This window comes from Oleiagrimonas sp. C23AA, assembly GCF_011759385.1.
Classification (GTDB): Bacteria; Pseudomonadota; Gammaproteobacteria; order Xanthomonadales; family Rhodanobacteraceae; genus Oleiagrimonas.
This window is the reverse complement of the sequence record NZ_JAARLY010000004.1, coordinates 239,712-253,402: the sequence shown is the minus strand read 5'-3', so window position 1 is coordinate 253,402 and position 13,691 is coordinate 239,712. Positions and strand designations below refer to the sequence as shown.

Below are 13,691 nucleotides of genomic sequence, written 5' to 3'. Positions count from 1 at the left end.
CCTACCGTGCCCGATGCCCTATGGTGACAGGCCGCATCTGTGGCACGATCAAGGCCTGCCAGGACGCTGCGCCTTGGATGGATGCGCGCGCCGGCTATCCCCATACCGCTTTTGGAGAACGCACATGCGCCCCGCGCGACATTTGCTTACCGCTTTCGGATCGCTGCTATTGGTAACCTTACCTTTGGCGACCGCCGTGGCTTCGCCCTCCCAGCTGGTGAGCGATCCGCTGCGCTACGTCAACCCGATGATAGGCACCGGTCGCGGTGGCGATGTGGTCGGCGATATCAATGCGTTCCCAGGCGCCACGGTGCCGTTCGGCATGATCGAGTGGAGCCCGGACAACGGCAATTACGCCGGCTACAGTTACAAGGGCGGACCGATCAAGGGCTTCAGCCTGACCCATGCTTCGGTCGGCTGCGATGCGTTTGGCGTGGTGCCGATCCTGCCGATGGTGGGCAAGCTGGGCGCAGCGCCGTGGAATCACCGCGAAGCGTTCTCGCATGCCAGCGAGCACGCCAGTCCGGGTGAATATCAGGTCACGCTGTCGGACTCCCATGTGAAGGTGACGCTCAGCACCACCACGCGTGCCGGCCTGGGCCAGTTCACCTTTCCGGCCAGCGCTGCCGCGCATGTGCTGATCAAGGCCGGCGACAGCCTCTCCGGTGACAGCCACACCACAGTGCGCGTGGTGAACGATCACGAAGTGGTCGGCTCCACCACCACCGGCTGGTTCTGCAGCGAGGGCGATGGCACGTACACCGCGCACTTTGCCATCACCTTCGACCGTCCGTTCACCGCGCATGGCACCTGGGATGGCATCAAGGCCATGCCAGGCGCCGATAGCGCGGAAAGTCACCATGGCAAGCATGTGCAGCACAAGCCAGGCGCCGGCGCCTGGGTCAGCTTCGATACGCGCAAGCAACCCGTGGTGAAAATGAAAGTGGCGCTGTCCTACGTCAGCGTGGCCGGTGCGAAGAAGAACCTCGCCGAGATCAAGGGCTGGAACCTGGCCCAGGTGCGCCAACAGGCGCGCGCCGCCTGGCGCAGGACGCTCTCGCGCGTGCAGGTGGGCGGGGCCAGCAAGGCGCGCCTGACCACTTTCTACACCGCGCTGTATCACTCGCTGACGCATCCCAACATTTTTGATGACATCGACGGGCGCTACATCGGCTTCGACGGCAAGATCCATCACGTCGCCAAGGGCCATCACCAGTACGCCAACTTCTCCAGCTGGGATACCTACCGTTCGCTGGGCGCCCTGCAGGCATGGCTGTTCCCAGAGCGCGCCTCGGACATGGCGCAATCGCTGGTCAACGACGCCAAGCAGGGCGGCTGGCTGCCGCGCTGGCCTCTGGAAAACACCTACACCGGTGTCATGAACGGCGACAACAGCGTGCCGCTGATCGCCAGCATGCATGCCTTCGGCGCCACCGATTTCGATGCCCAGGCCGCGCTAAAGTACATGCGCAAGGGCGCGACCGAGGTCAAACCCGCGCACTGGGGTTATATCGAGCGCCAGGGCGTGGACGACTACGTGCGGCTGGGCTACGTGCCCAATGACCGCTCCACCGACAAGCACACCCGCTACGGCGCGTCCGAAACGCTGGAATACGCCATCGATGATTTCGCCATCTCGCGTCTGGCCAAGTCGCTGGGCGAGCATCAGGTGGCGGCGACGTATCTTAAGCGTTCGGCCAACTGGCGCCACCTGCTCAATCCGGCCACCGGCTACCTGCAGCCGCGCTTCAGCGACGGCCACTTCCCGCCCGGCCCTGGTTTTGTCGCACCGCCCAAGGGCCAGTTCGGGCAGGACGGCTACGACGAGGGCAATGCCGCGCAATACCGCTGGCTGGTGCCGCAGGATATCGGTGGTCTGGTCAAGGCCATCGGCGGCCCTGACAAGGTGATCCCGGCGCTGGATACGTTCTTCCAGAAACTCAACGTCGGCCCCAACGAGCCCTATCAGTGGAGCGGCAACGAGGTCGATTTCGGCACGCCGTGGCTCTACAACTACGTCGGTCAGCCATGGAAAACTCAGGCACTGGTGCGACGCATCCAGAAGCAGCTTTTCACACCGAGCGTGGATGGTCTACCGGGCAATGACGACCTGGGTGCGCAATCGTCCTGGTACGTGTGGTCGGCGCTGGGGCTTTATCCGGCCACGCCGGGCACGCGCGATCTGGTGGTCAATAGTCCGCTGTTCGAGCATGCACGCCTGCGCCTGGGTAACGGCCACACGCTGACCCTGGATGCGCCCGGTGCCCATCAAGCCAGCGCCTACATCACCGGCATGCGCGTCAATGGCAAGCCGTGGTCGCGCACCGCACTGCCGGATGCCGTGGTCACGCACGGCGGCCAGGTGCACTTCCAGCTGGCCACGCAGCCGTCCAAACAGTGGGGCAGTGCGCCGGCCGATGCGCCGCCTTCATACCCGGCTCCGACGGGCAAGTAATCGGTCCAGACGCCGGCCGCGAGCTCAGGCCGGCGTCTCGATGCGTTCTATAAAGGCATTGACCGCGGCATTGAAGGCGCGCGGGTTGGCCAGGTTCATGCCGTGCGATGCATGCGGGATGCGCACGTGGCAGGTATCGGGCATGGCCTGTTGCAGGCGATCGAGAGCGGCCGGGAATGGCGCCGGGCTGTGATCACCGCCCAGCAACAAGGTCGGCATGGCAAGCTCGGCCAGCGCGGCATCGTCCAGCTGCGGCACCGACTCGGTCGCCTGCGCAATCAACGTATGCGCGTTGTCACGCACCATGGTCTTGAACCACGGCACCATGTGCTGCCAGGTACCACGTCCGCTGACGGTATCGATAAACAGCTCAAGGCCGGCTTCGGTATCGCCTTGGCCAATCAGGCGCATGGCGCGCTGGCGACCATCGGCGGCCTTGTCGGTGGCCGGCGCGACCAGCCCGGGATCGGCCAGCATCAGGCTGCGCACCGCATCGGGGCGGGTGCGGGCCAGCTCCAGCGCCACGCGCGCACCACGCGAGTGGCCCAGCACATGCACCGGCTCACCGCCCAGCGCATCAATCAAGGCGGCCATGTCGCTGGCATGCTGGGCAATGCTGTAACCGGCCCCCTCACCATCCCAGGGCTCGGGCCAGCAGTGGCGAAGACTGGGCGCCAGCACCCGGCCACGCTCGGCCAGTGGCGCCATCTGCGGCCGCCAGTAGCGGGCATCGCAAAGCGAGCCGTGAATCAGCAGCAGCGGCGTCGCATGGGCCTCGCCGCGATCGGCCACATGCAGGCGGTGACCATCGTCGGCGCAGAAGGTGGCAAGCGAGGAAGCATCGGACATGCGGCCCGAGATGGGGCTGCCGAGGCGGATTTCCAGCGCCCATACGCTTGATAATGCCTGCCGGGCACAACATCTAGAGCCGATAAACCCCGACCGCGGAGCACGCGATGAACGACCAGGCCCGAGATTACCCGTTCCAGCTCAGCGACCAGCAATGGCGTGAGCGCCTGACCGAGGAGCAGTATCAGGTGCTGCGCCACGGCGCCACCGAGCGCCCGGGAAGCTGCGCGTTGCTGCACGAAAAGCGCGCCGGCCGCTTTGCCTGCGCCGGCTGCAATCAGGTGCTGTTTGTCGGCGATACCAAATACGAAAGCCACAGCGGCTGGCCCAGCTTCAACACGCCCGAACCGGGCAGCGTGGAAGAGTTGCGCGACACCAGCCACGGCATGATCCGCACCGAAGTGCGCTGCGCCCGCTGTGGTGGTCACTTGGGTCATGTGTTCCCGGATGGCCCGCCGCCAAGCTTCCAGCGCTACTGCATCAATGGCGTGGCGCTCACGTTCATCCCCAACGCGTCGGCCACGTAAGGAGACACGGCGATGACCCACGAGATCATGCTGGCGCTGGCGAGCTGGGGTCTGCTGGTGGTCTTCGCCAATGTGCTGATCGAGCAGTTGGGGCTGCCATTGCCGGCGGTGCCGACATTGGTGGTATGCGGTGCGCTGGCCGGTGGCGGTCATCTGTCGCCGGCGCTGGTACTGCTGGTGGCGCTGGCCGCCTGCCTGCTGGGCGACAGTGCCTGGTTCTGGGCCGGCCGCCGCTATGGGTCGCGGGTCATGGGCCTGCTGTGCCGCATCTCGTTGTCGCCGGACAGCTGCGTGCGCACCTCGTCCGGCCGCTTTCGCCAGCGCGGCGGCCAGGTGCTGCTGATCGCCAAATTCGTACCCGGCCTGTCCACGCTGGCGCCACCGCTGGCCGGTGCCAGTGGCCTGCGCTGGCGCACCTTCCTGTGGATGGATGGCATCGGTTCGCTGCTATGGGCCGGACTAGCGGTGGCGCTGGGCATCATCTTTGCCGAGCAGATCGAGCAGTTGATCGCCGTGATGCGTGAAATCGGCAGCATCGCCGGGCTGCTTCTTGTTGGCCTTCTAGCCGCCTATATGCTTTTCAAGTGGTGGCAGCGCGTGCGCCTGCTGCGCGCCTTCCGCATGGCGCGTATCGATAGCGGCGAACTGCGCCACATGCTCGACAGCGACACGCCGCCGGTGATCGTGGATGTGCGCAACCCGCATGCACGCGTGCTGGATGATCGCATCATCCCCGGCGCGCGCCTGGTGGATATCGAGCGCCTGCACGAGGCCCTGTCCGACCTGCCGCCGGACGCCGATGTCGTGCTGTATTGCAGCTGCCCCAACGAGGTCTCGGCAGCCCGTGCCGCACAGGCGCTGCACCGCGCCGGCTTTCACAGCGTGCATCCCTTGCGTGGCGGCGTGGAAGCCTGGGCCGAGGCCGGCTTTGCGGTGGACCGGCTCCCTGCGAACAGCCCCGCGGCCACGCTGGATACCGCGCTGGCGCACTGAGCCTGGCTTGAGGACCATGCGGGCGCTTGGCACACTCGCGGGCCTGTCCTCATTTCCCACCGAGCCTGTCTCATGTCCGATGCCACCATCCGCTTCTCGCCCATCGTCGCCGGCCTGTGGCGACTGGCCGACTGGCAACTGGATGTGGCCGCGCGCGTGCGCTGGATCGAGCAGGTGCTGGAACTGGGCATCACTACTTTCGACCATGCCGACATCTACGGTGATTACCGCTGCGAGGCCTTGTTCGGCCAAGCGCTGGCCGCGGCACCACAGTTACGCCAGCGCATGCAGCTGGTAACCAAGTGCGGCATCCGCCTGACCGGCAGCGAGCACCCCTACCGACTCAACCATTACGACACCACCGCGGCCTACGTGCGCGGCCAGGTCGAGGCGTCGCTGCGCAAATTGCACACCGAACAGCTGGACGTGGTGCTGCTGCATCGCCCGGACTACCTGATGGATGCGCAGGCGTTGGCCGAGACCTGCCGGGAACTGACCGCCGAGGGCAAAGTCGCGCACTGGGGCGTATCCAACCATCGGCCCAGCCAGCTGGCGCTGCTGCACGATGCACTACCGCTGGTGGCGCACCAGGTCGAGCTGTCACCGCTGGCGATGGGCGCGCTGGACGACGGCACGCTCGATCAATGCCAGCAAATGCGCCTGGCGCCGATGATCTGGTCGCCGTTGGCCGGCGGCCGCCTGTTCACCGGCGAGGATGCACAGGCGCTGCGTGTGCGCGCTGAACTGGAGAGCCAGGCGCACGCCAAGGGCGTCAGTGTGTCGGCCGTTGTCTATGCCTGGTTGCTGCGCCATCCGTCGCGCCCACACCCGATCACCGGCAGTGGACGCATCGAGCGCCTGCGTGAGGCCGTCGAAGCCCGCCACGTAGCCATGCCAAACGAAGACTGGTACGCCATCTGGCAGGCCAGCACCGGCCATCCGGTGCCCTGACTGACGCTTTAATCCGACGCGCTTTCGCGGCGCACGAAGTCGCGCCCTTCTTCGGCACTCTTGGGGCGCTTGAGCTTGACGATCTGCTCGCGGCCGACGGCGGCATAGTCGCTCAAATAGCCGGCACGCATGATCGGCCCGGCGGCACCGGTGTCGAACAAGCCGTCATTGAGAAACGCCGGATCGATGTGCACACCGACCACCTGGCCGAACACCACGAAGTGATCGGTGCTGCGGCCGTCCAGATCCTTGAGCTCCAGCACCTGCAGCAAGCGGCACTCCAGCGCCGCGGCCGCTTCGGCCACATGCGGCACCGACACCGCCCGCCCTGGCGCCGGCGTCAGCCCGGTGATGGCCAGCTCGTCCTCGCCGTGCGCAAACGGCGCCGAGCTGGCATTCATCGCTGCGGCCAGACGCTGGTTGGCGAAGTTGGCGACGAACTCGCCGGTGGCCTGGATGTTGCGCAGGCTGTCCTTGCGCCCGGCGCTGGAGAAAGCCACCACCGGCGGCGTGTCGCACATGGCGTTGAAGAAGCTGTACGGCGCCAGGTTGCCGCGTCCCTCGGCATCGCGAGAACCGATCCAGCCGATCGGCCGCGGCGCCACAATCGCCTTGAACGGATCATGTGGCAGGCCGTGGCCCTTGGCCGGTTCGTAGAAATAGGTCTCGGCGCGCGTCATCGCAAAGGCTCCGAACAGAGGGGGACGGCTGCAGAGATGGCGGCCGGCACGGCCCGGCTCAAGGTGGCCAAACCGGCAGACTTAGACGCAAGTCGTAGCGGCGGGGGCTTTGCCTACGCGCTGGCGTCCCCATGTAAACCGTTTGGTTTGGTATTTACACGACGGGAGTTTGCACCATGACCGCCTATTCCGTGCTCGACCTGGCACCGGTCACCGAGGGCAGCACGCCCGCGCAGTCGTTCGCCAACAGCCTGGACCTGGCGCGTGCGGCCGAGAAGGTCGGCTACACGCGTTACTGGCTGGCCGAGCACCACAACATGCCGGGCATCGCCAGCGCGGCAACCTCGGTGCTGATCGGCCACATCGCCGGTGGCACCTCACGCATTCGCGTCGGCGCTGGCGGCATCATGCTGCCCAATCATTCGCCGCTGCAGATTGCCGAGCAGTTCGGCACGCTGGAAAGCCTGTATCCGGATCGCATCGACCTGGGACTGGGACGCGCCCCTGGCACCGACCAGACCACCGCGCACGCCCTGCGGCGCTACTTCGAAGGCGCCGACCGCTTCCCCGACGATGTGGTCGAACTGCTGCAGTACTTCGAACCGGCGCGCGCCGGGCAAGCCGTGCGTGCGGTGCCGGGCGAGGGGCTGCGCGTGCCGGTGTGGCTGCTGGGATCGAGCACTTTCAGCGCGCGCCTGGCCGCTTCGCTGGGCCTGCCGTTCGCCTTCGCCTCGCATTTTGCGCCCGACGCCATGGAGGCGGCGCTGGAGTTGTATCGGCGCGACTTCAAGCCGTCGCCGCGCCTGTCGTCGCCGCACGCCATGCTGGGCCTCAACGTGGTGCTGGCCGACAGCGACGCCGAGGCGCGGCGCCTGTTCACCACCCAGCAGCAGGCCTTCGTCAATCTGCGCCGCGGCCGCCCGGGCAAGGTGCCGCCGCCGATCGACGACATCGAGTCGTTCTGGCAGCCGCACGAAAAGCTGGGCGTGGAGCGCGCGCTGGGCTGCGCCGTGATCGGTGGCCCGCAAACCGTGCGCGAAGGTCTGGCCGCCTTCATCGAGCGCCATCGCCCGGACGAAGTGATGCTGACGGCCAACATCTTCGACCATGGCGCGCGCATGGCCTCGCTCACCGGCGTTGGCGAGCTGCTGGCCGCGCTCGATTAAACTGGCCGACCTGTTTCAATCGCCAAGGAACCGCGCCACATGGGTTGCCTTCCGATCATTGTGCTGTTCATCGCCGGCTTCGGTGTCGGCTTTCTTGTCGATGGCCGTGCCGGCGCCATCTGGGGCGCCGGTATCGGTCTTGCCGTCGGCATCATCGCCGGCGTCGGCCTGGGCCTTTACCTGCACCGCAAGCATCGCCGGCGCCCACGCTGAGGATAAAAAATCCCCGCCTCACAAGGAGACGGGGATCAAAAAAATCAAACCACTGGTGCGCTCGGCTAGATCATGCCGAACAGAAGCAGCAGGATCAGAATGATCACCACGAGGCCCAGGCCGCCGGTGGGGTAATAGCCCCAGCCCCGGCTGTATGGCCATGAAGGCAGCACCGCGATCAGGATGATGATGGCAATCAGTAACCAAAGCATGGCGCGATACTCCTGCTAAATGTTCGAAACCGTGGATTGGCCGCGGCATGTGAGGGGGGAGGGAATCACATACCGCGGCCGTTCCGTTTGAACGCAGCAACAGCGGGTGGCAGTGAACTTAGCTGCCGACGACCTTCAGGCCGCTGTCCTCGACGCTTTTGACGCCCTTGACCTTCTTGGCCACCATTTCAGCGGTCTGCTTCTGCGCATCGGACTTGACCGTGCCCGAGAGGATGACCACACCGTGCTTGGTGGTCACCGAGATGTCGGTGGCCGGCACGCCCTTGGTGGTGGCAAATTCGGACTTCACCTTGGTGGTGATCCAGGTGTCATGCGTGGCCTGACTCATGTTCTCGTTGTGCGTGGTCATGCCCGCACCTTCGAAAGCCATGGCCTGGCCCATGCCCAGGCCGCCCAGGGCAGCGATCAGACCGGTAGCGATCAGGCTCTTGCGAATCGAAGTCTTCATGAGTGTTCCTCCTTCGTGCATTCCCGGAGTTCCGGGGGATCGGGTCGACGGGCTGGATTGCCGCGCCGTCTTGGGTGTCGATGACAGCAGCCGAATCGTGAACGGCAGATACATGACAACGCCTGCCAGCAAGCCGGAAGGTGATCAAAAAATAACCACACTCGCGCCTCAAGCTATTGATATGCATAGATCGCGAAGATAAAAGTTCACATTGAATCCACCTTGCTGACCGCGTTTTTGGCGCCGCTCGCAAGCTCACCTCTGCACCGTCTTGGCTTGCTCCGCGTGCCCGGCAGCCCCATCTTTGTGGCCATGGATCAATCTTCCTCGCCCCGTCCGCCGCATCCGGCGCTGGCCGGATTCCATCCGGCGGTGGCGGCGTGGTTTGCCCGTCAGTTCGAGGCGCCGACCGAGGCGCAAGCACGCGCCTGGCCGGCTATTGCCCAGGGCCGACACACCCTGGTGGCCGCGCCCACCGGCTCGGGCAAGACGCTGACCGCCTTCCTTACCGCCATTGATGCGCTGGTGCGCGAAGGCCTGGCTCACGGCGGTGGGCTTGCCGATGCGGTGGATGTGGTCTACGTCTCGCCGCTGAAGGCGCTGTCCAACGATATCCACGTCAATCTGGAGGCACCGCTGGCCGGCATCCGCGAGGAGCTGGCGCGCATGGGTTTGCCGGACGTGGACATCCGCACCAGCGTGCGCACCGGCGATACCTCACAGGCTGAGCGCAACGCCATGCGCAAGCGGCCGCCGCAGATTCTGGTGACCACGCCCGAGTCGCTGTACGTGTTGCTGGGTTCCGAATCCGGCCGCGCTGCGCTGGCCACCACGCGCAGCGTCATCGTCGATGAAATCCACGCCGTGGCCGGCTCCAAGCGTGGCAGCCATCTGGCGCTGACCCTGCAACGACTGGAAGCGCTGTGCCAGCGCCCGCTGACACGTATTGGACTGTCGGCCACGCAAAAGCCGATCGAGCGCGTGGCGCAGTTCCTGGTCGGCAGTGGCCCGGCGATCCCTGCGCCGTTGAACGATGCGGGCGTCGCGGCGCGGGGTGATGCGGCAGCGCCTGAGCCTATTAGCCAAGACCGAGGCGAGGGCTTTACCCCTCCCCAGCCCTCCCCTGCGCGCAGAGGAGGGAGTCGGGGCGACTCGGCGTTCGGGCGCGCTGGCGATAGAGGCGATAGCCAGAGCACCGACAGTGCGAGCGATGACCGCTGCACGCTGATCGACATCGGCTACACGCGTGCCCGCGATCTGGCGCTGGAAGTGCCTCCGCTGCCATTGGACGCGGTAATGTCCAATGACGGCTGGGAACTGATCTACAACCGCATCGCCAACCTGGTCGAGGCCCACCACACCACGCTGGTGTTCGTGAACACGCGACGCGTGGCCGAGCGTACCGCGCGCCAGTTGTCCGAACGCCTGGGCGAGCAGGCGGTGGCGGCGCACCACGGCAGCCTGTCCAAGGAACACCGGCTGGATGCCGAAAAGCGGCTCAAGGCCGGCCAATTGCGCGTGCTGGTGGCCACCGCCTCGCTGGAACTGGGCATCGACATCGGCGATGTGGAACTGGTCTGCCAGTTGGGCTCGCCGCGTTCGATCGCGGCCTTTCTGCAACGCGTGGGCCGCTCCGGTCACAGCGTTGGCGGCACGCCGAAGGGCCGTCTATTCGCCACCACACGCGACGAGCTGGTCGAGTGCACGGCGCTGCTCGATGCCGTGCGCCGTGGCGAACTGGACGCTTTGCAGGTGCCGCCGGCACCGCTGGATGTGCTGGCACAGCAGCTGGTCGCCGAGCTGGCGGTGGCCGAATGGAGCGAGGATGCGCTGTACGACATGGTGCGCGGCGCCGCGCCCTACGCGCAGCTGTCACGCGCCGATTTCGACGCCGTGCTGAGCATGCTGGCCGAGGGCTTCAGCACGCGCCGCGGCCAGCGCGCCGGTTATATCCACCACGATGCAGTCAACCGCAGCCTGCGCGGGCGCCGCAACGCACGCCTGACCGCGCTCACCTCCGGCGGCACCATCCCGGACACCGCCGATTATCTGGTGGAACTGGAACCGCAGGCACAGATCATCGGCTCGGTGAACGAGGATTTCGCCGTCGAAAGCATGGCCGGCGACGTGTTTCAGCTGGGCAACCAGTCCTACCGCATCCTGCGTGTGGAGCGCGACCGCGTGCGCGTGGAGGATGCCAAGGGTCAGCCGCCGAGCATCCCGTTCTGGATTGGCGAGGCCCCTGGCCGCACGGATGAGCTGTCCTTCGCCGTGGCGCGCCTGCGCCGCGAGATCGAGCAGCAACTGGACACCGGCGACAGCGACAGCGCGCGTGCCTGGGCCATACGCACGCTCGATCTTCCCGAGGGCGCGGCACGCCAGCTGATCGACTACCTGGCCGGTGCCAAAGCCGCGCTGGGCACCTTGCCGACGCTGGATACGCTGGTCATCGAGCGCTTCTTCGATGAATCGGGCGGCATGCAGCTGATCGTGCATTCGCCCTACGGCAGCCGCCTCAACCGCGCCTGGGGCCTGGCTCTGCGCAAGCGCTTTTGCCGCAGTTTCAACTTTGAATTGCAGGCCGCGGCCACCGAGGACGCCATCATCCTGTCGCTGTCGACCGCGCACAGCTTTGCGCTGACCGAGGTAGCCGACTACCTGCACTCCAACAGCGCCGAGCACGTGCTGACCCAGGCCCTGCTGGATGCGCCGCTGTTCCCGATCCGCTGGCGCTGGAACGCGGTCACCGCGCTGGCGCTGCCGCGCATGGCCGGCGGCAAGCGCGTACCGCCACAGTTGCAGCGCATGAAGAGCGAAGATCTGCTGGCCACGGTGTTCCCTGATCAGGTCGCCTGCCTGGAAAACATCGTCGGTGAGCGGCAGATTCCCGATCACCCACTGGTCACGCAGACGCTGTACGACTGCCTGCGCGAAGCCATGGACATCGACGGCCTGCTGGCGCTGCTGCGCCGACACGAGGCCGGCGAGCTGCGCTTTGTGGCCTGCGACCTGCCCACGCCGTCACCGCTGGCGGCCGGCATTCTGAACGCTGCGCCGTATGCGTTTCTGGATGATGCACCACTGGAGGAACGCCGCACCCAAGCGGTGCAGACGCGCCGCTGGGGCGAAGGCGACGACCTTTCCGCCCTCGATCCGGGCGCCATCGACGCCGTGCGCGCCGAGGCCTGGCCCATCGTGCGCGATGCCGACGAGATGCACGAAGCACTGATGGGGCTGGGCGGGGTCACACGGGAAGACGTGGAAGCCAACCCGGGCTGGGCCGATGATCTGGCGCGCCTGGCGCGCGATGGTCGCGCCACGCGGCTGTCCGATACACGCGCCGACGGCAGCCCCTGGCAAGTCTGGAGCGCCACCGAACGCCTGCCGCAGTGGCAGGCCATCCACGCCGACGCCGAACACACGCCCAAGGTGCAGGTGCCCAAACGCTTCGATGAAGCCTGGGAAGCGGACAAGGCATTGGTCGAACTGCTGCGCGCGCGCCTGACCGGGCTGGGTCCGACGCGCGACATCGACCTGGCCAGGATGCTGGGCGTGGGCGATGCGGACCTTGCCATCGCGCTGGCCGCCTTGCAGGGCGAAGGCTACGTCATGCAAGGCCAGTTCACCGGCCGCGACGGCGGCGAGTGGTGCGAGCGGCACCTGCTGGCGCGTATCCATCGCTACACCATCGGCCGCCTGCGCCGCGAGATCGAGCCGGTGAAGCGGCGCGACTTTCTGCGCTTCCTGTTCGACTGGCAGCACCTTTCCCGCCATGCCCGTGTGTCCGGTCCGGATGCATTGGCGGCGGTGCTGGCGCAACTGGAAGGCTACGAGGCCGCTGCCGGCGCTTGGGAGGCGGAACTGCTGCCGGCGCGCGTGGACGACTACACCATCGCCTGGCTGGATGATCTGTGCCGCGCCGGACGCATCGTCTGGACACGCCTGCGCGGGCCCAGTCACGACGGCGAGCGCGTACACAAGGCCGGCCCGGTGAAAAGCTCGCCGATCGTGCTGTTGCCGCGTCGCCAGCTCAAGGAGTGGACCACGCTGGCGGCCCGTGGCGAGGCGCCGGTGCCGGTGTCCTCGCGCGCCGAAGCGGTGCTGGAAGCGCTGCACGATCACGGTGCGCTGTTCTTCGATGAACTCACCGACGAGGCGCGCTTGCTGCGCGTGGAGCTGGAAGAGGCGCTGGGCGAACTGGTCGCCGCCGGACGCATACACGCCGACAGCTTTGCCGGCCTGCGCGCGCTGCTGCTGCCGGCCGCGAAGCGCGAGCAACGGGGCCGGCGCCGCCTGCGCCGACACACACTCAGCGGCATCGAGGACGCCGGACGCTGGGCATTGATCCGCACGCCTCGCCAGCAGGCCGATGACGCCGAGCGCGAAGCACGCCTGGAGCATATCGCGCGCACCCTGCTGCGCCGCTACGGCGTGGTCTGCTGGCGCCTGCTGGAACGTGAAGCGCCGTGGCTGCCGCCCTGGCGCGAACTGCTGCGTGTGTACCACCGCCTGGAAGCGCGCGGCGACATTCGCGGCGGCCGCTTCGTCGAAGGCCTGGTCGGCGAACAGTTTGCCCTGCCCGAAGCCATCGAACTGCTGCGGCAAGTGCGTCGGCGCGAACACGATGGTGAGGTGATCTGTATCAGCGGCAGTGATCCGCTGAACCTGGTCGGCACGGTACTGCCCGGCCAGAAAGTACCCGCCGTGACCACCTCGCGCATCGCCTTTCGCGACGGCGTACCGGTGGCCGCGCAGATCGCCGGTCAATTCACGCCGCTCATCGAACTGGACGAGGCCGAACAGGCCGAACTGCGCATGGCCTTGCTGCGCGAAACCGCTGCGTTCGGACCGGCTCGGGTGTGAGCGGCCAAAGGCGACGGTCGCCGCGCAAGCGCGCGATGGCATAACCAAGGCGGTGACACACTGACGCTGCGCACCGCATCCCTCTCGGGCACCGGTCGATCCTTGTAGAGCGCTGCAGCTCGTGACCAGACGTGCTAACGGCCCGCGCACCGTAGCAAGATTCCCGGCACGTTGTTCGAGCCGTCTGGCCCACAAACACACAGCGGAAGGAAGCCGCGCTGTTGGCCGTCAACCTGGCGCAAGCCGAGATCCAGCGCCTTGGCTTTTCAGCCCTCGAGAGATTCGTTTCGCTCGCCCTTTCGATCGCTCCACG

The 13,691-nt window shown here is 66.6% G+C and carries 11 protein-coding genes; 7 read left to right on the top strand and 4 right to left on the bottom strand.

The features are described from left to right. Positions 1 to 13 precede the first annotated feature (13 nt). Positions 14 to 2,455: a GH92 family glycosyl hydrolase gene (locus HBF24_RS08950; protein WP_343162738.1), complete on the top strand. Its 2,442-nt coding sequence runs from the start codon at positions 14 to 16 to the stop codon at positions 2,453 to 2,455. Positions 2,456 to 2,479: 24 nt separating this feature from the next. Here the strand turns inward: HBF24_RS08950 and HBF24_RS08945 are convergent, their stop codons facing one another. Beyond that, the gene (locus tag HBF24_RS08945) at positions 2,480 to 3,304 is read right to left on the bottom strand and encodes an alpha/beta hydrolase (RefSeq protein WP_167172035.1); all 825 of its coding nucleotides are present in this window, start codon (positions 3,302 to 3,304) and stop codon (positions 2,480 to 2,482) included. A gap of 107 nt (positions 3,305 to 3,411) precedes the next feature. On the opposite strand from HBF24_RS08945, the gene msrB reads away from it, so the two are divergent. From msrB to HBF24_RS08930, 3 genes are all read left to right on the top strand, one after another. Beyond that, positions 3,412 to 3,831: a peptide-methionine (R)-S-oxide reductase MsrB gene (gene msrB, locus HBF24_RS08940; protein WP_167172032.1), complete on the top strand. Its 420-nt coding sequence runs from the start codon at positions 3,412 to 3,414 to the stop codon at positions 3,829 to 3,831. Between the two features lie 12 nt (positions 3,832 to 3,843). Then, on the top strand, positions 3,844 to 4,824 hold the full coding sequence (locus tag HBF24_RS08935; RefSeq protein WP_167172029.1) for a VTT domain-containing protein: 981 nt from the start codon (positions 3,844 to 3,846) through the stop codon (positions 4,822 to 4,824). Between the two features lie 72 nt (positions 4,825 to 4,896). Next, positions 4,897 to 5,775, top strand: a complete 879-nt coding sequence (locus HBF24_RS08930) for an aldo/keto reductase (protein ID WP_167172027.1) — start codon at positions 4,897 to 4,899, stop codon at positions 5,773 to 5,775. 8 nt (positions 5,776 to 5,783) lie between these two features. On the opposite strand, the gene HBF24_RS08925 is transcribed toward HBF24_RS08930, so the two are convergent. Next, positions 5,784 to 6,455 (bottom strand): flavin reductase family protein, encoded by a 672-nt coding sequence (locus HBF24_RS08925; protein ID WP_167172024.1) that lies wholly within the window; start codon positions 6,453 to 6,455, stop codon positions 5,784 to 5,786. Positions 6,456 to 6,631: 176 nt separating this feature from the next. On the opposite strand from HBF24_RS08925, the gene HBF24_RS08920 reads away from it, so the two are divergent. Then, complete coding sequence (locus HBF24_RS08920; protein WP_167172021.1) at positions 6,632 to 7,621, top strand: LLM class flavin-dependent oxidoreductase; 990 nt, start codon at positions 6,632 to 6,634, stop codon at positions 7,619 to 7,621. 39 nt (positions 7,622 to 7,660) lie between these two features. Continuing rightward, positions 7,661 to 7,834, top strand: a complete 174-nt coding sequence (locus tag HBF24_RS08915; protein ID WP_167172018.1) for a hypothetical protein — start codon at positions 7,661 to 7,663, stop codon at positions 7,832 to 7,834. 65 nt (positions 7,835 to 7,899) lie between these two features. Here the strand turns inward: HBF24_RS08915 and HBF24_RS08910 are convergent, their stop codons facing one another. Both HBF24_RS08910 and HBF24_RS08905 read right to left on the bottom strand, forming a co-directional pair. After that, a complete protein-coding gene (locus HBF24_RS08910; protein ID WP_167172016.1) occupies positions 7,900 to 8,046 on the bottom strand; it encodes a DUF3309 family protein in 147 nt (48 codons plus the stop codon). A 118-nt stretch (positions 8,047 to 8,164) separates the two neighbouring features. Further along, on the bottom strand, positions 8,165 to 8,515 hold the full coding sequence (locus HBF24_RS08905; protein ID WP_167172013.1) for a BON domain-containing protein: 351 nt from the start codon (positions 8,513 to 8,515) through the stop codon (positions 8,165 to 8,167). A gap of 312 nt (positions 8,516 to 8,827) precedes the next feature. Between HBF24_RS08905 and HBF24_RS08900 the strand changes: the two genes are divergently transcribed. Then, a complete protein-coding gene (locus HBF24_RS08900) occupies positions 8,828 to 13,378 on the top strand; it encodes a DEAD/DEAH box helicase (RefSeq protein WP_167172011.1) in 4,551 nt (1,516 codons plus the stop codon). Positions 13,379 to 13,691 lie beyond the last annotated feature (313 nt).